Annotated in this window: 19 protein-coding genes; 11 read left to right on the forward strand and 8 right to left on the reverse strand. The window is 61.4% G+C overall.

Going from position 1 to position 18521, the window contains the following annotated elements; translation table 11 throughout:
- The first annotated feature begins 132 nt into the window (after positions 1–132).
- Both LOY54_RS23035 and LOY54_RS23040 read left to right on the forward strand, forming a co-directional pair.
- Entirely contained in the window at positions 133–1464 is a 1332-nt protein-coding gene (locus LOY54_RS23035; protein ID WP_156160193.1) for an OprD family porin, read from the forward strand.
- Positions 1465–1659: 195 nt separating this feature from the next.
- Positions 1660–3153, forward strand: coding sequence for a diguanylate cyclase (locus LOY54_RS23040; protein WP_093387284.1), 1494 nt, complete (start codon positions 1660–1662; stop codon positions 3151–3153).
- On the opposite strand, the gene LOY54_RS23045 is transcribed toward LOY54_RS23040, so the two are convergent.
- A complete protein-coding gene (locus LOY54_RS23045; protein ID WP_045197145.1) occupies positions 3150–3626 on the reverse strand; it encodes a PA2169 family four-helix-bundle protein in 477 nt (158 codons plus the stop codon). The genes LOY54_RS23040 and LOY54_RS23045 overlap by 4 nt on opposite strands.
- Positions 3627–3827: 201 nt before the next feature.
- Between LOY54_RS23045 and LOY54_RS23050 the strand changes: the two genes are divergently transcribed.
- Complete coding sequence (locus tag LOY54_RS23050; protein WP_045197143.1) at positions 3828–4058, forward strand: DUF3820 family protein; 231 nt, start codon at positions 3828–3830, stop codon at positions 4056–4058.
- On the opposite strand, the gene LOY54_RS23055 is transcribed toward LOY54_RS23050, so the two are convergent.
- Genes LOY54_RS23055 through ptsP form a run of 3 tightly spaced genes read right to left on the reverse strand, consistent with a single transcriptional unit; the run spans position 4059 to position 9600 of the window.
- Positions 4059–5795, reverse strand: coding sequence for a PTS fructose-like transporter subunit IIB (locus LOY54_RS23055; RefSeq protein WP_213603270.1), 1737 nt, complete (start codon positions 5793–5795; stop codon positions 4059–4061).
- Positions 5792–6742, reverse strand: a complete 951-nt coding sequence (gene pfkB / locus LOY54_RS23060; RefSeq protein WP_258608052.1) for a 1-phosphofructokinase — start codon at positions 6740–6742, stop codon at positions 5792–5794. The genes LOY54_RS23055 and pfkB overlap by 4 nt, the downstream gene beginning before the upstream one ends.
- On the reverse strand, positions 6742–9600 hold the full coding sequence (gene ptsP / locus LOY54_RS23065) for a phosphoenolpyruvate--protein phosphotransferase (protein ID WP_258608053.1): 2859 nt from the start codon (positions 9598–9600) through the stop codon (positions 6742–6744). Before ptsP ends, pfkB begins: the two co-directional genes overlap by 1 nt.
- 424 nt (positions 9601–10024) lie before the next feature.
- On the opposite strand from ptsP, the gene cra reads away from it, so the two are divergent.
- The 4 genes from cra (at position 10025) to LOY54_RS23085 (ending at position 13096) form a co-directional block, all read left to right on the forward strand.
- Entirely contained in the window at positions 10025–11020 is a 996-nt protein-coding gene (gene cra / locus LOY54_RS23070) for a catabolite repressor/activator (protein ID WP_258608054.1), read from the forward strand.
- 2 nt (positions 11021–11022) lie between these two features.
- The gene (locus tag LOY54_RS23075; protein WP_045197135.1) at positions 11023–11802 is read left to right on the forward strand and encodes a TatD family hydrolase; all 780 of its coding nucleotides are present in this window, start codon (positions 11023–11025) and stop codon (positions 11800–11802) included.
- 98 nt (positions 11803–11900) lie between these two features.
- On the forward strand, positions 11901–12395 hold the full coding sequence (locus LOY54_RS23080; protein WP_093379509.1) for an Hcp family type VI secretion system effector: 495 nt from the start codon (positions 11901–11903) through the stop codon (positions 12393–12395).
- Complete coding sequence (locus LOY54_RS23085; RefSeq protein ID WP_258608055.1) at positions 12392–13096, forward strand: DUF4225 domain-containing protein; 705 nt, start codon at positions 12392–12394, stop codon at positions 13094–13096. The genes LOY54_RS23080 and LOY54_RS23085 overlap by 4 nt, the downstream gene beginning before the upstream one ends.
- Before the next feature lie 394 nt (positions 13097–13490).
- Here LOY54_RS23085 and LOY54_RS23090 read toward each other — a convergent pair whose 3' ends face one another.
- Positions 13491–13838, reverse strand: a complete 348-nt coding sequence (locus LOY54_RS23090) for a nucleotidyltransferase family protein (protein ID WP_309475656.1) — start codon at positions 13836–13838, stop codon at positions 13491–13493.
- Positions 13839–13841: 3 nt separating this feature from the next.
- Positions 13842–14618 (reverse strand): helix-turn-helix domain-containing protein, encoded by a 777-nt coding sequence (locus LOY54_RS23095; protein WP_258608056.1) that lies wholly within the window; start codon positions 14616–14618, stop codon positions 13842–13844.
- A 94-nt stretch (positions 14619–14712) separates the two neighbouring features.
- On the opposite strand from LOY54_RS23095, the gene LOY54_RS23100 reads away from it, so the two are divergent.
- Entirely contained in the window at positions 14713–15588 is an 876-nt protein-coding gene (locus LOY54_RS23100; protein WP_258608057.1) for an EamA family transporter, read from the forward strand.
- Here the strand turns inward: LOY54_RS23100 and LOY54_RS23105 are convergent.
- Complete coding sequence (locus tag LOY54_RS23105) at positions 15585–16187, reverse strand: hypothetical protein (protein WP_045197126.1); 603 nt, start codon at positions 16185–16187, stop codon at positions 15585–15587. The two genes, LOY54_RS23100 and LOY54_RS23105, sit on opposite strands and share 4 nt — an antisense overlap.
- Before the next feature lie 464 nt (positions 16188–16651).
- On the opposite strand from LOY54_RS23105, the gene LOY54_RS23110 reads away from it, so the two are divergent.
- From LOY54_RS23110 to LOY54_RS23120, 3 genes are all read left to right on the forward strand, one after another.
- Positions 16652–16879 carry a hypothetical protein gene (locus LOY54_RS23110; protein WP_045197124.1) on the forward strand — a complete coding sequence of 76 codons (228 nt, stop codon included), beginning with the start codon at positions 16652–16654 and terminating at the stop codon, positions 16877–16879.
- Positions 16880–16944: 65 nt separating this feature from the next.
- Entirely contained in the window at positions 16945–17247 is a 303-nt protein-coding gene (locus LOY54_RS23115) for a DUF3077 domain-containing protein (RefSeq protein WP_258608058.1), read from the forward strand.
- Between the two features lie 63 nt (positions 17248–17310).
- Positions 17311–17679: a YcgJ family protein gene (locus LOY54_RS23120; protein WP_258608059.1), complete on the forward strand. Its 369-nt coding sequence runs from the start codon at positions 17311–17313 to the stop codon at positions 17677–17679.
- 66 nt (positions 17680–17745) lie between these two features.
- Here the strand turns inward: LOY54_RS23120 and LOY54_RS23125 are convergent, their stop codons facing one another.
- On the reverse strand, positions 17746–18267 hold the full coding sequence (locus LOY54_RS23125; protein WP_258608060.1) for a hypothetical protein: 522 nt from the start codon (positions 18265–18267) through the stop codon (positions 17746–17748).
- Positions 18268–18521 lie beyond the last annotated feature (254 nt).

The following is an 18521-nucleotide window of genomic DNA, read 5'->3' on the forward strand; positions in this document are numbered from 1 at the left end:
CAAAGCCGCTGCCGATCAGCGGCTTTTTTTCGTGTGTCGAAAAATGCCAGCGCGCTGGCTCGTTTGTTCATAACAAGACCGTCTTTCACACAATAAAAACTGCCGTACATTCACCCCAAGGAGTCCACACCGGTGAACACTGCTTTACGCTTCACCCCACTGTTCGTTGCATTGGCTGCAACGATGCCCTGCAGCGCCCAGGCCGACGAGGAAAAAGCCGAAGGCTTCATCGAAGGGTCGAGCCTCAATGTGCACGCTCGCAACTACTACCTGAACCGCAACCAGCTGCTGCCAGGCGTGCGTGACAACCGCGAATGGGGCCAGGGTTTTCTCGGCAAATTCGAATCGGGCTACACCCCGGGCACGGTCGGTTTCGGCCTCGATGCCCACGCCATGCTCGGGCTGAAACTCGACGGCGGTGGCGGTACCTCCGGCTCGAGTATTTTGCCGATCAACACCAAGGGCGATGGCGAACCGGGCAAGGCCCACGATTCGTTCTCCACTGCCGGCGCTGCGCTGAAGATGAAAGCCTTCGACACCGAGCTCAAGGCCGGCGACCTGTTCCTCACCAACCCGGTGATCGCCGGCGGTGAGTCGCGCATGCTGCCGCAGACCTTCCGTGGCGTCAGCGTCACCAACAACAGCTTTGACGGGGTGATGCTCGAAGCCGGCCAGGCCAGCTTCACCAAGCCCTACAACCAGAGCGGCCATCGGCGCATCGACACCTTCTACGGCAAGTTGCAGGACGAGCGCGACAGCCGCCACCTGAACTGGGCCGGGGTGGCCTGGAGCGGCGTACCGAACCTGACCTCGAGCCTGTATGCCGCCGAGCTCAAGGACATCTGGAACCAGTACTACTTCGATCTGGACTACACCTGGCAGCTCAACGAGCTGGTCAGCCTCAACCCCGGCCTGCATTTCTACCACACCCAGGACACCGGCCAGGCGCTGCTCGGGCACATCGACAACAACACCTACAGCCTGCATTTCACCGTCAACGTCGGCTACAACAGCCTCACCGCGGTGTACCAGCGGGTCAACGGCAACACCCCGTTCGACTACATCAACCAGGGCGACAGCGTCTTTCTCGACAACTCGCAGATCTACTCGGACTTCAACGGCCCCAACGAGCGCTCGTGGAAGCTCAAGTACGCCTACGACTTCGCCGGTGCTGGCATCCCCGGCCTGACCTCGATTGTGTCCTACTCGCGCGGTGAGCTGGACATGAGCAAGGTCGACCCCAACAGCGTCGGCTACGGCCACTGGTACAACGCCGACGGCGAGAACGCCCAGCACTGGGAACGTGACGTCGACCTGCAGTACGTGTTCCAGCAAGGCCAGCTCAAGGACCTCTCGGTACTGCTGCGCTGGGCCTCGCACCGAGGCACCCAGGGCTACTCGCACATCGACAACGATGTCGACGAGTACCGGGTGATCGTTGACTACCCGCTGAACATTTTCTGATCGAACCTGTAGGCGCGAGCTTGACTCGCGATGCGATGGGTCTGACCCGTTGCAATCGCGGGGCAAGCCCGCTCCCACATTCGTCAGAATGTCACCATTAAATCCTTGTCCGACAATCCCCGCGCCCCTAGAATACGGCCGCCGCGCAGTAATACCGCACTTTCCAGACGGTCTTCGGCATCAGTGACCATGACGTTGCCCACCCGATCCCAGCGATCCGCCCTGTACAAGTCTCATCCGGAGCTGATCCTCAACCTGGGCAGTTGCCTCGCGGTGCTCGCCATCGTCGCCATCGTCACCTTCCTGTTGATGCGCGAACGCAGCAGCGTCGAACAGGCTGCCGCACGCTCGGCCAGCAACATAGTGCAGCTGATCGAAAGCGACATCGTGCGCAATGTCGAACTCTATGACCTTTCCCTGCAAGGCCTGATCTGGGCCGTGCAGCGCCCGGAACTGCTCGCCGTGCCGGTCGAGCTGCGCCAGCAGATTCTCTTCAACCAGGCCGTTACCGCACCGGTACGTGGCGATATCCTCTGGCTCGATGCCAAGGGCGACGTGGTTGCAGACTCCACCAGCGCCATCCCGCGCCAGGCCAATTTCGCCGACAGCAAGGACTTCCAGCAGCATCGCGACAACCCCGACCTGGGCCTGGTCATCGGCCAGCCGTTCAAGGCGCGGCTGGGCGACCTGGACTGGTGCATCAGCTTCAGCCGGCGCATCTCCGGGCCCCACGGCGAGTTTCTCGGCGTGGCTGCCGGGGCCTTGCGCCTGTCGTACTTCAGCACGCTGTTCCAGCGCCTGGACATCGGCACCGACAGCAGCATCAACCTGATGAACACCGACGGCGCCCTGCTGGTACGCCAGCCGGGCAGCCCGGACGAGCCGAAAATCGGCCAGAACTACAGCGACCGGCCGAACTTCCAGCGCATGCGCGCCGATGTCAGCGGCACCTTTGCCGGGGTTTCCACCCGCACCGGCAAAGAACGGCTGTTTACCTTCGCCCGGGTTGGCGACTTGCCGCTGATCGTCATCGTCGCCCACTCCGCCGACGAAGTCTTCGAGTCGTGGCGGCGCACCGCCGTGCTGGTCAGCGTCGCCACCGGCGTGCTGTGCATCGGCATTCTCTGGCTGACCCTGCTATTGGGTCGCGAATTGCGCCGCCGGCAGAGCGCCGAACAAGGCCTGGCGGCGCTGGCCGCCACCGACAGCCTGACCGGCCTTGCCAACCGCCGGCGCCTGGACCAGGTGCTGCGCCAGGAATGGGCGCGAAGCCTGCGCAATGCCCGGCCGCTGGCGGTGCTGATGGTCGATGTCGATCACTTCAAGGCCTTCAACGATCGCCATGGCCACCCGGGTGGCGATGCCGCCTTGCGCCAGGTGGCCGCAGCGATTGCCAGCAGCATTCGCCGCCCGGCCGACCTGGCCGCACGCTATGGGGGTGAGGAATTTCTGGTGGTGTTGCCGGAGACTGAACTGCCGGGGGCACTGCTGCTGGCCGAACGCATTCGCGCAGCCGTCGAGGCATTGCCACCGTTTGGCGCTGACACGGCGCCGGTGACCGTCAGTATCGGCATCGGTTGCCACACGCCAGGCGCCCAGCAAGATCTTGCGACCTTGCTGGGCGATGCCGACGAGGCGCTTTACCGTGCCAAGGGCAACGGCCGCAACCGGGTCGAGGCTGCGCGTTAAGAGCTGGCGCGAGCCTGGTTGCGCAGGGCCTTGACCTGGTCATGATTGCGCTGCACACCGTGGTACTGGCGTTCAACCAGGGCGTACACCTCGCTGCTTGGCAGGGTGTTGAGGCGAGCCAGTTTTTCCAGGGCGTCCTTGTAGGCTTTCAGGGCGTGGTCCTCGCCGCGCTCGACTTCGTTGAGCACCGCTTCTTCATCCTTGCCGGTGAGCATCGACTTCAGGTTGACCCAACCACGGTGCAGGTCACCGCTGACGCTGGTCGAGGTTTCCGGGTCGCCACCGAGGCTGCGCACTTGCTGTTGCAGTTCGGCGGCGGCGCTACCGCACTCACCGGCACGCTGGATGAAGTAGCTTTTGAGCTGCGGATTTTTCACATCCTCGGCAGAGGTTTTGAAACCCTTTTCGCCATCCTTGCTGAACTCGATCAGTTCGTTGAGAACCGAGACCACTTCTTTGTTGGGGGTAGTCATGACGTTGCTCCTTTGCATGAGGGAAGTGCAATAGAACGGAGCAGGGTTCGTGCCAGCCGGCGAACATAAAAAATATCGTTAACTTTCAATACCTTGAAATTAAATGAACTTATCACTTGCACGCGTTCTGCATGAACTGTCCTTTGGCCTTCATGCAGATTGCATGTATGTTGGCCCACCTCTTCAAAGAACAGCCTTGCCATGAACCCGGAAGCCCTCGTCCTGCTGGTCACCCGCGAAATGCCCTACGGCAAGTACCAGGGCCGGCTGATTGCCGATCTGCCTGGTCACTACCTCAACTGGTTCGCCCGCCAGGGCTTTCCCAAGGGCGAACTGGGGGCCCTGCTGGCGCTGATGCACGAGGTCGATCACAACGGCCTGAGCGACCTGCTGGTCCCCCTGCGCAAGAAGTACCCGCGCCCGCGCAACTGATCAGGCCTTGGCCGGCTGCACAGTCAGCTCCACCCCTTCACCACGCTTGAGCACGGCATACACCACTGCCGTCAGCAGGCTGCCGGCGACGATCGCCAGCAAGTACAACACGGCATGGTTGATCGCATTGGGGATCAGCATGACGAACAGGCCGCCATGGGGCGCCATCAGCTTGCAGCCGAAGTACATCGACAAGGCGCCGGTCAGCGCACCGCCGACGACGCTGGCCGGGATCACCCGCAGCGGGTCTTTGGCGGCAAACGGAATCGCCCCCTCGGAAATAAAACACAGGCCCAGCACCAGCGCCGCCTTGCCAGCTTCGCGCTCGCTCTGGGCGAATTTGCGCCGGGCGATGAAGCTGGCGATGCCCAGGCCAATCGGCGGCACCATGCCGGCGGCCATGGTCGCGGCCATCGGTGCATAACTCTGCGACGCCAGCAGCCCGACAGAGAACGCATAGGCCGCCTTGTTGATCGGCCCGCCGAGGTCGACGCACATCATCCCGCCGAGCAGCACGCCGAGCAGAATCGCGTTGGTGGTGCCCATGCTGTCGAGAAAATGGGTCAGGCCTTCGAGCATGCCGGCCACCGGCTTGCCGACCACGTAAATCATCACCAGGCCAGTGAACAGGCTGGCCAGCAGCGGGATGATCAGGATCGGCTTGAGCGCCTCAAGGCTGCTGGGCAGGCGCGCCCAGCGGCTGATGGCCTTGGCGCTGTAACCGGCGAGAAAGCCTGCGACGATACCGCCGATAAAACCCGCGCCTAAGGTACTGGCGAGCAAGCCACCAATCATCCCCGGCGCCAGCCCTGGGCGGTCGGCAATCGAATAAGCGATGTAACCGGCCAGCAGCGGCACCATCAGTTTGAACGCCGCGTCACCGCCGATTTGCATCAATGCTGCAGGCAGGGTGCCGGGCTCTTTGTAAGCCTCGATACCGAACACAAACGACAGCGCGATCAGCAAACCGCCGGCCACCACCATCGGCAGCATGAACGACACGCCGGTGAGCAGGTGCTTGTACACCCCGGTTTTTTCGCTGCGCGCAGGCGCTGCGTTTGCACCTTGCGCGGCAGCTTCTTCGCGGGCTTCGGCCAGGGCTTTTTTCAGTGTCGCCTGGGCCTGCTTGAGGGCAACCCCGGTGCCGCAGCGGTAGATGCGCTTGCCGGCAAAGCGCGCGGTGGGCACCTCGATATCGGCGGCCAGCAGCACCACGTCGGCGTCGGCAATGGCCGCTGCCGACAAGGGGTTACGCGCCCCCACCGAGCCCTGGGTCTCGACGCTGAGCTGGTAGCCCAGCTGCTGCGCCGCCTGCTGCAAGGCCTCGGCGGCCATGAAGGTATGGGCGACGCCAGTCGGGCAGGCAGTGACCGCGACAATCTTCGCGCTGCGCTCTACCGGCGCTGCAACCGGCTCGGCTTCGGGCTGATAAACCACAGCCTTTTCGGCCGCTTCACGGAGAAAGTTTTCGACATCCGCCAGGGCTTGCGCCGGGGTGCTCTGGTACAGGCGCTTGCCGGCGAAACGGCGCAGCTCCAGCGGGCCGGTGTTGACCACCAGCACCCAGTCGGCGGCAGCGATCGCCGCCGCCGATAACTGCCGCTCGGGTTGCTGCGGGTCGTGCACTTCAACGCTGGTGCTCCAGCCCTGGCGCAGCGCGGCCGCTTCCAGCAGGCGCGCACTGAGCACACTGGAGACCTGGCCATTGGGGCAGGCGGTGACGATGGCAATGTTCATCTGCAAGCCTCTTGTTGTGCTTCTGTCAGCTGCACCTGGCTTTCCAGTTGCGCCAGTTGCGCCCGGTCGTTGATGCCGAAACCGATCTGGGTCACCGCCTGGGCGGCAATCGCCGTGGCCCGGCGCAGGGTTTGCGCCGGCGTGTCGGCGCTCAGCAGGCCATGGACCATGCCCGCCAGCAGCGAATCGCCGGCGCCGACGGTACTGGCTACCGTGACCTTGGGCGGCACGGCGCTGAGGACGCTGCCCTGGCGGAACCAGTTGACGCCCTGCTCGCCCTGGGACACCACCACATGTTCGACACCCTGGCCGATCAACCGGGATGCAGCTTGTTGCTGCTGGGCAACATCATGCACCGCAGTGCCAAGCACTTCGCTCAGCTCATCGGTGTTCGGCTTGACCAGCCACGGCCCGCAGGCAAGCCCGGCCCGCAAGGCTTCACCGCTAGTGTCCAGAGCCACTTTCAGGCCCATGGCCTTGAGCCGGGCCAGGAGCATCTGCAACCACTGCGGGCTGATGCCCTGCGGCAGGCTGCCGGCGACCACCACCGCAGCGTGACCGGGGGCGATCTGCTCCAGGCGGGTCAGCAGTTCCAGACGCGCCTGCTCATCGACCTGCGGGCCGGGGCCGTTGATATCGGTGACCTGGCCGCAGGCTTCGACCAGCTTGATGTTGCAGCGGGTCTCGCCGGCTACCCGCACGAAGCAATCGGCAAAGCCACGGCGGCCGATCAGGGCCTCGAACGGCTCCAGGTTGTCGCGACCGAGAAAGCCGCCCACCGTCACGCTATGGCCAAGATCAGCCAGTACCTGGGCAACGTTCAGGCCCTTGCCGGCGGCATGGCTGTGCTGCGCCTGGCTGCGGTTGACCTGGCCGGCCAGCAGGCTGTCGAGGCGGACAGTAAGGTCCAGCGCCGGGTTCAGGGTCAGGGTCAGTATCTTGGCCATCAACGGGTCTCCAGCAGTGCCCGCACTGCGCCGGCACTGCCCTGCAGCAAGGCTTGGCGCGCAAGCTTTTGGGCATGTTCAAAGTTCAGTTCACGTACTTCGGCTTTCACCTCGGCGATGCTGCGCGCAGCAACGCTCAGCTCATCGACGCCAAGGCCGAGCAGCAGCGCCACCGCCTGCGGATCGGCCGCCAGCTCGCCGCACACGCCGACCCACTTGCCATGGGCATGGGCGGCGCGCACGGTAATGTCGATCAGTTGCAGCACCGCCGGGTGCAGGCCGTCGGCTTGCGCCGAAAGGCTCGGGTGGCCGCGGTCGATGGCCAGGGTGTACTGGGTCAGGTCGTTGGTGCCGACGCTGAAAAAGTCCACTTCCTGGGCCAGCACCGGCGCCAGCAAGGCGGCCGATGGCACCTCGATCATGATCCCCAGTTGCAGGTCGCTGACGCTGATTTCCTCGCGCAGGCGCTCGACCATGGCCCGCGCCTGGCGCCACTCTTCGAGCTGGCCGACCATCGGGAACATGATCCGCAGCGGCCGGTCGCCAGCAGCGCGGAGCAAGGCGCGCAGCTGGCTTTCCATTACCTGCGGGCGTTGCAGGGTCAAGCGAATGCCGCGCACGCCGAGGAAGGGGTTTTCTTCCTTGGCGATCGGCCAGTAAGGCAAGGGTTTGTCGCCGCCGACATCGAGGGTGCGCACCACCAGCGGCCGGCCAGCAAGGCCATCGAGCACGCGGCGGTACTCGGCCTCTTGCACGGCTTCGTCGGGGGCTTGCGGGTGGGCCATGAAGATCAGTTCGGTGCGCAGCAGGCCAACGCCTTCGGCGCCCTGATCAACCACCGCTTCGATCCCGGCGCTTTCGCCGATATTGGCGAACACCTCGATGGCATGGCCGTCGCGGGTGATTGCAGGCTCCAGGCGCCGGGCCTTGGCGGCCTGCAGGCGTTGCTCGCGGCAGTCGCGTTCAGCCAGGGCCCGTTCGAGTTGGTCAGCAGCGGGGGCGACGGTCAGGCGCCCGCGCTGGCCGTCGAGCAGCAGCGGCGTGCCCGGGGCAATCAGCAGCACGGCGTCGCCCGCCCCCACCACAGCGGGGATGCCCAGGGCACGAGCGACGATGGCGCTGTGGGCGGTGGCGCCGCCCCGAGCGGTCAGAATCCCGGCTACCCGTTGTGGGTCGAGGCGCGCCACATCGGAGGGGCCGACCTCTTCCATCACCAACACATAGGGTTGCTGCGGCGCCGGCACGTCGGCTTCGCCACACAGTTGGGCCAATACCCGTCGGCCGATATCGCGCAGGTCGGCGGCACGTTCGGCAAGCAGCGCATCGTGCAAGGACTCCTGCTGGCGCGCGGCGGCATCGATGACCGCCATCCACGCAGCGGCGGCGCTTTCGCCCTGGCTCAGGCGCTGGTCGACTTCGTCGCTGAGGTCCGGGTCGGCGAGCATCTCCTGGTGGGTGACGAAAATCTCGCGGATAGCCTTGGCCGGGCTGCGCTGGGTCAGCGCTTCGATTTCGTGGTTCACATTGGCCAACGCTTGCTGCAGGCGTTGCCGCTCGATGGGCAGCGACTCACCGCGCATCGGGTAGTCGAACTCGCGCAATACCTGGATATGCGCCGGGCCGCTGGCAATGCCCGGCGCGGCGGCAACGCCGTGGATCAGCGCGCCCGCTGCCGGTGGCACAAGCTCTGGCTCGGCCAGCACGTCGATGACCGCCTCGACGACGGGCGCCAGCGCCTCCACCTCTTCGCCCAGGCCCGCTTCAATCGCGGCCAGCAACGCCGGCAAGGCATCGCCGGCAATGGCGGGTTCGGCGATGATTTCCAGCATCTGCCCACGCCGGGCGCCGAGGCTCAGCAGCTTGCTCAGGCTCTTGGCCGACACCGCCGGCCGGCCGCTGTCGACCAGGCGCAGGCGAATCTCGCCATCGAAGTTTTTCGCCAGTTGCGCCAGCTCCTTGGCCGGCCGCGCATGCAGGCCGTGAGCATTGGCCAGGCCGATACGCGCGCTGGGCCAGTCGGCAGGCAGCTCGCCGCCCAGCACTTCCAGCACGGTGCGGCTGTTGGTGGCGCGGCACAGCTCCTGGCCGCGGCCTTCGATCAACAGCGTGCACAGGCGCTCAAGCAAGGCCTGATGCGCAGCGCCAAGGCTGGCCAGGCAGAACAGGCCCTGCACCGGCTGGCCATTGTGGCGCAGCGGTTGCTGCGGGGTGACGAAGGCCAGGCCCGGCTGGCGCACCGCCTGCTCGCTGTGCAGCCACCACAGCCCCTCGCCCAGCGGCAGCGGGTCGAGCTGCTGCAACACCCCGGCAAAGCCGCCGCCGACACACTGCGCGCGGGTCAGCAGGCGTGCGGCGCGCCATACCAGCTCGTCAAAATCTTCGGCGGGCACGCCCAGGCCGATCATCTGCGCATCCAGCGCCAGCTCTTGCGGCGCGCCTTGCAGCAACTTCAGCAATGCCTCAGCAGAGCTGGCACGGCGCAGGGCTTCGGCCAGATCGGTCTCGCCCAGGGCGCGGGTCAGCAGTTGCAGCAGGCGCAGGTGCTCATCGGAGCGGGCGGCGATGCCAATGGCCAGGTAGACGATCTGGCCATCGCCCCAGTCGACCCCTTCGGGGAACTGCAGCAGGCGCACGCCGGTGGCATGCACCAGCTCGCGGGTTGCGGGGGTGCCGTGGGGGATGGCAATACCTTGGCCGAGGAAGGTCGAGCCTTGCGCTTCACGGGCTTGCAGGCCGGCCAGATAGCCTTCGGCAACCAGGCCGTCGCTGACCAGGCGCTCAGCCAACAGGTGCAGCGCCGCCGACTTATCCACAGCCGACTGGCCCATGGATATCTGCTCCACGGTGAGCTCGAGCATGACCTTCTCCTTTGCAGCACCAGGGCGGTGCTGAGGTATTGTTGTGAATTGTTCAGCTAAGGGCCAGTTGCAATGGCCCTGTCCAGGCAAAGGGATCGGCAGTAAATCGCCTGCTGAAACGTTTAATCTAGATTCACGAGCACGTTACTCGATAATGTGGGATGAATGAAGCCCTGCTTGTCGTATTGCTGTAGGAGCGGGCTTGCCCTGCGATCGAATGCGAAGCGGTCGTAATGATGTGTGAGCTGTACTGGCCTCATCGCGGGGCAAGCCCGCTCCTACAGGTACTGCGCTCCAACTGTGAACAACATTGCCCATGTTGTAGGACAATTGCGACAATGGTCGTCTGCGCCATCCTTCCAGGATCGGCGACAATACCCGGTCAGGCTTTGCAGCCAGTCTCGGTAATAACAAGGAAAATGCGGTGAAACTCAGCGATATCGCGCGTCTGGCCGGTGTGTCCGTCACCACCGCCAGCTACGTCATCAATGGCAAGGCCGAACAGCAACGCATCAGCAAAAGCACTGTCGAGCGGGTGCAGGCGGTGGTCGAAGCCCATGGCTTTACCCCCAACCCCCAGGCTGCAGGTTTGCGCAGCCGGCACACGCGTACCCTCGGCTTCATCCTCCCCGACCTGGAAAACCCCAGCTACGCGCGCATCGCCAAGCAACTGGAACAACGCGCCCGGGCCCAGGGTTACCAACTGCTGATCGCCAGCAGCGACGACCAGCCCGACAGCGAGCGCCAGCTGCAGCAGCTGTTTCGCGCCCGCCGTTGCGACGCCCTGTTCGTCGCCAGTTGCCTGCCGCCAGAAGACGACAGCTACCGCGAACTGCAAGCCAAGGGCATGCCGATCATCGCCATCGACCGCAGCCTCGACCCCGCGCACTTCTGCTCGATCGTCAGCGACGACCGCAACGCCAGCCAGCAACTGACCCGCAGCCTGTTGGCCACCCAGCCTGCGCACATCGCCCTGATCGGTGCGCGCCCGGAGCTGAGCGTCAGCCAGGCCCGCGTCGGTGGTTTCGACCAGGCCCTGGAAGGCTTCGGCGGTAACGTCAGCCGCCTGCAAGGCGAAGCCTTCAGCCGCGAGTGCGGCCAGCGCCTGATGAACCAGCTGCTCGAAGACCTCGGCCGCCTGCCCGATGCCTTGGTAACCACTTCCTACGTACTGCTGCAAGGCGTGTTCGACGTACTGCAAGCGCGCCCGGCCGACTCGCGCCGCCTGCAACTGGGCACCTTCGGTGACAACCAGCTGCTCGACTTCCTGCCGCTGCCGGTCAACGCCATGGCCCAGCAACACGGCCTGATCGCTGAAACCGCGCTAAAACTGGCCCTCGCCGCCGTTGAACAGAAGCAATACCAACCTGGCGTGCACGCCATCGGTCGAACCTTCAAACAGCGAATCTTCCCGGCCTGAACATGCGCCTGATCGACACCCACACCCACCTGGACTTTCCAGACTTCGACCCCGACCGCCCGGCCTTAATGGCCAACGCCCGGGCCGGTGGGGTCGAGCGCATGGTGGTGCTGGGGGTGCATCAGGATAATTGGCAGCGCGTCTGGGACCTGGTGCGCAGCGACTCGCAACTTTATGCCGCGTTCGGCCTGCACCCGGTCTACCTAGACCAGCACCGCCCCGAGCACCTTGTCGAATTGGGCGATTGGCTGACCCGCCTGCAAGGTGAGCGTCAGCTGTGCGCAGTCGGCGAATTCGGCCTGGATTACTACCTGCCCGAACTCGACCGCGAACGCCAGCAAGCGCTGTTCGAAGCCCAGCTGCAACTGGCCGCAGACTGCAACCTGCCCGCCCTGCTGCACGTGCGCCGCAGCCACGCCGTGGTGATCGCCACGCTCAAACGCTACAAACTCAAGCGCGGCGGCATCATCCACGCCTTTGCCGGCAGCGTCGAAGAAGCCCGCGAGTACCACAAGCTCGGCTTCAAACTCGGCCTCGGCGGCGCCGCGACCTGGCCGCAGGCGCTGCGCTTGCACAAGGTGCTGCCACAGTTACCGCTCGACAGCGTGGTGCTGGAAACCGACGCGCCAGACATGGCCCCGGTGATGTTCCCCGGCGTGCGCAACAGCCCGGAGCACCTGCCGCAGATTGCCCAGGCGCTGGCCGCGATCATGGGGATTGAGGTTGAGCGGCTGGCTGAGGTGAGTACGGGTAATGCTTGTGAGTTGTTTGGCTGGGCGTAAATCTTTCAGGCCAAAGCAACAATTTTCGGAAACGACCTACATACCCATCTGCTTATTCGAATCTAGGCTGCGCTCTCTGACTACAGGGAGTAACGCTTATGGCCAATCATGGATACATGACCATCACCGGCAGGCAGCAAGGGTTGATCTCGGCTGGCTGCTCCACCGCAGACTCAATGGGCAACAAGTATCAGTCCGGGCATTGCGACGAGATCATGGTGCTGGCGTACAGTCATAACCTTTCCAACCTCGGCAACACCCAGAACGCTACCCACCGCCCGATTGTCATCACCAAAAACATAGACAAGGCATCACCGTTACTGGCTCAGGCGCTGGCCAATCGAGAGGAGCTGAAGTGCCTGATCAACTTCTTTCGAATCTCTTCCAGCGGCCACCATGAGAAGTACTACACCATAGAACTCAGGGGCGGGATGGTCGTCGATTTGAGAATCGATGTACCCCACGCGGTTCTCCAGCACGACATGAATGCCCAGGAACACCTTGCCATCCGCTATCGCGACATTTTCTGGACTCATCACCTGGCAGGCACCAGCGGTCATGCCTTTTGGGGGGACGAGCAATGGAGCGAATGAAGAAAAAACCTGAACTGCGCTCACACGATCTATGGGAAGTCAGTAGCGCCGCCGCACGCCTGACCAGCTACGCCTGCTCGATCAGTGCCCGACATCTTCAGGATGATGGTGTACGCATGCAATTCAACCGCGAGCTGGCGTACTACGCCAAGCGCGTGGTCGATGATGTCGAGCAGCGACGCTTGAGCCCTGAGGAAGGGCTTAGAGAAATCCAGGAAGAGCAGAGGAGTTTGCTTAGGCAGTCGGGCGAAATTTTCAACAAAGGGTTGGGCCTGGCAGCGGGTACGGCTCAAGTAGCCGCAGGGGGAGGCATTTGCTACGCCTCGGTGGGAACCCTGTGCGTACTGTTTGGCGTACCGCTTATGGCCCATGGAGCGAACAACATTTATGAAAACAGTCAAAACTTATTATTGAGCAGAAACGATACGCAGGGGCCGGTCAGAAAAGGGTACCAGCATGCAGCAAAAATGCTGGGCCATCAGAGCCGGGAGGGCAATATAGCTTATGGCAGTGTTGATTTAGGTCTTTCCGTATATGGCCTTAGTCGGTACGTTCTAAAGAAAGACAGCTGGCGATTGTTTCGATACTTGAAATCAGACTATGAGCGCGGATTCAAAAGACTGGGAGGTTTATCACTAACTACTGAGATCGCGACCGATTTAAGTACCAGCGAGCAGATCTATAAAGAACTCAAAAAATGATAATTATCGCTTTTCTTGGATTTGCGACGCTTGGCATTACCCTAGCACTGTTATTAAAAAAACTCTTCTCAGGCCCTGACTTGGGATGGGTAAAAACCCTGATTTGCATAACCTGCAATGTGTATTTTAGCGCCTGCTACCTACACCTAATCAACCATGAGCAATTTGTTTACTTTGATGGTAGAACCTACCGGCTTGATGACCACCCCCTGATAGGCTGGCTTTCGATGCTATTAGTCCTATTTCACGGATTGGCTTATCCACGAAAGTTATAATTCCCGAGTACGAGCTCAGCGAAAAATGACCATGCTAATATTCTTCTCTATCGCCAGCGCCGGGCTATTCATTACTCGGCAGTTAAAAAGACACTTTTCCGGACCCAATCTTAACTATTCTAAATTTTATATTTGCCTTGCTTACAACATGCTGTTTGGCGCCGTCTATTGGGGAACGATGGCTTTAATGGTAGTTCATGCGCCCTCCTATACCGTGGCCACTTACTCAACCACGCCTTGCCCGCAATACGCTCTTCATAAACCTGCCGCTTATCCACCACAAAGCGCCGACTCGGCCTGAGCAGCAGCGCGAACAAGTCATCAAGCCCCAAAGGCGCCGACACTTCACACCTGTCATCGGCAGTGCGTCTTACCGCAATGGCGGTAGCCGTTTCACACCAGAAAGACATCGCTTCGGCGGATGAACCGTAGGGCGCATCGCCGTTGCGGCTGTGCATGCGCGCCATGATTCATAGCGCATCCTTGCTGAAATACCGACTCGGCGCCGCCCCCAGCACCTTGCGAAACACACTGGTAAACGCACTCGGGCTGCTATAGCCCAGGTCCACCGCCACCCGGGTGATCGGCTCGCCATTGCCCAGGCGCACCACCGCTGCCAACAGGCATGCCTGCTGGCGCCATTCAACATAGCTGATACCGGTTTGCTGACGAAACAGCCGGGTAAACGTACGCCGGCTCCGGCCCACCTGCCGGGCCATGTCATCGATGCTCACCTCAAGCGAGGGTTGCTGCAACAGCCGCTGGCACGCCTGGGCCAGGCGCGGATCATCCGGCAGCGGGGCATTCAGCGACAGCGGCGCCATGCTGGCGATTTCGTACAGCAGCAAGGCCATCAAATGACCGTCGCGCTGTTCTTGCGCATACAACGCCGGCACGTCTGCTGCCTGAATCAGCAACTGGCGCAAAAACGCCGACACATCGAATACCTGACACAACCCCGGCAGCGCCAAACGTGCCGCCGCCTCGTTGCTGATATAGGTGTTGAGCATGGTCACCGGCCCGCTCATGACCATCTCATGGGGCACCTGCGCCGGCACCCAGATCGCCCGTTGCGGTGGCACCACCCAGTTGCCCTCGCGCGTGAACACAGTGATCACCCCACAGGCCGCGTAGGCGAACTGCCCGCGCTGATGGGTATGCAAGGCGAAGTGATGGCCATCGGCATAATCAACGGCGGTCACCACCGCATCGCGGGGAATGTGTTCAGACGGGTCAATTTCAATCATGGCCCGAATCTACCGATATGCGACCCGATAGCGCAAGCGGGCCAAACTTACATTGCGCATAGTTGCGCCCTGCCCGCCTGTGGATAACAACACCATGCAACCAAAACACTTGCTGCTCGCCGTGCTGGTGACCGCCGTCTGGGGCCTGAACTTCCCCATCAGCAAACTGGCCCTGGCCGAGATCGACCCGCTGTTGCTTACCGCCCTGCGCTTCAGCCTCGCCGCCCTGCCCTGGGTGTTGTTCATCAAACGCCCGCCCGTGGCCCTGGGCTGGCTGGCCGCCTATGGTTTGATCTTCGGCGTGGCAATGTGGGCGCTGATCAACTTAGGCATCAGCCTGGGCGTGCCACCCGGCACCGCTGCCCTGCTGATCCAGTTCAGTGCCTTCTTCACCTTGGGCTGGGGCGTGCTGCTGTTTCGCGAAGGCATGAGCCTTGGCCAGTGCGTTGGCGTGGTACTCGCCGCCCTGGGTTTGATCTGCATTATCGCCAGCAGCCCCGGCCAGGCGACGACCGCGGGCTACAGCGTATTGCTGGTCAGCGCCTTCAGCTGGAGCGTTGGCAACGTCATCATCAAACGCTCGAAAGTGCGTGAGATGTTTGCCTTTGTGGTGTGGGCCAGCCTCTTCCCGCCGATCCCCTTGCTGCTGCTCACCTGGCTCAACCATGGCAGCGCGCCGTTCACCGCCCTGGCCAGCCACCTTGAGGGCATCGCCCTGCTATCGCTGGTGTTCCAGGTCTACGCGGCGACGCACTTCTGCTACTGGGGCTGGAACCTGTTGCTGCGCGAGTACCCGGTTTCAACCGTTGCGCCGCTGTCGTTGCTGATCCCGATATTCGGCATAACCGGCTCCATCGTCATGCTCGGCCACCACATCGACGGCAACGAAGGCATCGCCATTGCCCTGATTCTGGCGGCCCTTGCAGCGGGCCTGATCAAGACCCGCCCGCTGCTGCGCCGAACGGTCTAGAACCAACCGCGATCATCTTCCAGCTCCTGGCGACAGGCCTTGAGCTGGGCGCCATAGACCCGCGACTGCGCCTCCACCTTGCGCGCCACCTGCATCAGCCACGGCTTGCTGCGATAAGTCCCACGACTAAAACCGCCGCGCCCTTCGTGATAAGCCAGGTACTGGTTGTAGGTATCCCACTTGGAAATCCCCAACTGGCGCTGGGTGCCGGCGGTGTACCAGCCGATGAACATCACCGCGTCATCGAAGTTATCGCGCGAGCCGCCATTGCCGGTGCCGGATTTGTACTCACCCCAGACCGGGTCCTGGGCCTGTGCATAACCATAGGCCGAACTCACCCGCCCCCACGGAATTACCCACAGCAAATAATCGCGGGGCGGCAGCGCATCGGAGACGAAGCTGCTTTCCTGCTTCATGATCGCCATCGCCACATGTTGCGGCGTGCCGAACTGCTGCTGCATCTTCAGCGAATCTTCGTACCAGTCCGGGTACTGGCGGTAGATATTGCACAGATTGTTCTGATCCCTCGGCGGCGCCGTGGCGCAGCCCGACAAGACCGCAACCATCAACATCAGCGCCCACACTCGCCCTTGTTTCATCCATCGCCCCAGCAGAAAAGAGGGCTTTCGTTGCCCTTCGTATAAAACGCAGCGCCTGGACAGGCCAGGTTGCGGTGACCTCCTATGATGGCGTGGCTGATGGCAGGGTCACCAGCGTGGAGCGTGGATTTGTAACGAATAGTCGCGAGAACGGTACTTTAACGGCGGAAATCTTCAGAATTTCCTGATTCCATGTAGTCCATTTCCCAATCATACTTTTGCCGCGCGTAAACCATTGCGATGGCATTGGCCTCACTCTAGTCTCGACCGGTCGTTGACCTTTAACGACAGGCTTTGACAGGCCTCCAGATCTCTAGAACACGTGCACGCTTTATGGCGGCAGTACGTGGGGCACCTCGTGTGCGCCGAGTTTCTAGAGTCCTCGGTCTGTCAACCCGCGTACCGCTGCCACCTACTTGTTTGACAGCAGGTCTGTAGCAGCCTCAATGACTCTAGAGGTTTGCATGCTCAAAATCGTCCCCGACCCACCGCATCATCCCAACCAATCCCTTGAAGACCTTCTCGTCCAGACGTCTGGATACTTGGTCCGCGCGCTGACGATTGCTCAGCAGACAGTGCTGCTCCATCCCAGGCCGCCTGAGCAAGTACTGACCTTGGCGACCATGCATGAGATCGAACACGCCCGAAGCTTGATTGAAGTGGCTTTGAGCAAGGTTCAGTTGAAGCACTGAGTTAAATTTCAGAAGAGCGCCAGTGTTGCCTGGGCAATGCTGGCTGCCTGCTTTGGGAGGTACGGATGAACGATGATCATGCTTCAGCTCTGAAAACGATAGGCGTCGGCACCTTCGGCGAAGGCCCGGGCGGGAAGACCACCGAACGACTGTTTCGGGTTGAGCCAGGGCACAGTGTGGAATTTGTGCTGGAACAGGCAGCTTTGTTGATGGGCTGCGTGAGCAAGCTGACTCATCACGTGATGATTGAAGAAGATGAAGCGATGACTTGTGCGGCTCATTTTCTCAGTGGGATGGCGAAGGCATTGATCGAGGATTTGGCGACGGCAAATGAATCGCCTGGTCTCGCAGAAACCTCTTTGCCTTAGTATGGTCTGCTAACCTGCTGCGCCACGGCTTGCGTAAATCTGAAACCCACGGAATGAAGCCCAATGAGTATGAATAAATCACCTCTACTGTTCTCTTTGGCGCTGCTGCTGGCCGTGGGCGTGATGCCCGCACAGGCCAAACAGCGAGCCGCACTGAAAACGCCAGAGTCGGGCGTGCTCTGCGACCGTTACGTGTGCGCCAATGACAAAGGCATCTCCCGCGAGCTAACGGAAAAGTACTTAGGCAAAAAGGCAGCGACGACCGACATCTTCACATCGAGTGACGTAGACCTGACCGAATTCACCTTCGTTAACGGGATATTCTGCGACGTGAAAGAGCGGTTATGTCGCGAAGATCGCTACTACGGCGCGGACGGGAAGCGATCCGGGATCATCTCCAAAAAATATACCAAGGCGCTGTTTGGCGAATGACCAAAAGGTGGCGGGCGAGGTTGAACGCGTCTGGTTATCCTCGCCAACACCGCCGCCCTGTTGTACTCAGCTCGTCGCTGTCCCCTTTCTCAAGCAAGCGCCGGCCTTCCCGAGTTCGAAAAATCTTCTCAAATTATCAAGAACATCGTACTCGGTTACTTTCTCGTCCCGAACCATGATGGCCTTTTGTTTAGTTAGCCAGAGATGGTTTTCTTTGTTCTGATTAGGAACTACAGAAATTTCGAAGCTCATCTTTGAGCTCCCTGGCACGGCGCCGAAGCCTTTGGCGTGAGTGAAGTTGAACATGAGTTCATTGTCTTTAGTGGGCGAGGCGTTTTTCACGCTAGTAATGGGCATTTCGGCTTTTGCAACTGATGGGAGCTTGGCGGAGTACGACACGCTTCCAGTGTGTACGTGCTTGGTTATTTCTAAAAAATAATTCTCGTTGTCTTCCGCACTTTCCGGAATCGTGCAATTTTCACCTTCAGTTATGAAATATGTGCCCTCAAACTCATAAGAGGGTGCTTTCTCGCAGGCTGCGAGGAACAGTGACGCCACGCCAACTAAAGCTAATTTCCATTTCTTCACACTGACACTCCATGATTCCATGACCTCGATTATCCGCAAAACTCATCGTTGGTACCACCTGAATGTCCCTAACTAGTCCTCGGACCAGCAGATAGGCAACAAGACATCAGGTGAAGCCAGAAACAACAAAGTCTGCACAATGCGGGATTTGTTGGGTTTGCGAAAAGCCCAGCAGAGGTTAAGGAATCTATTGCTCAAATTCCTCAAGAACACGCGAGCTTGCTGTTAGGTCACCGAGTGTTGATCGTAGACAA

Source organism: Pseudomonas sp. B21-032 (genome assembly GCF_024748965.1).
Taxonomy (GTDB): Bacteria; Pseudomonadota; Gammaproteobacteria; order Pseudomonadales; family Pseudomonadaceae; genus Aquipseudomonas.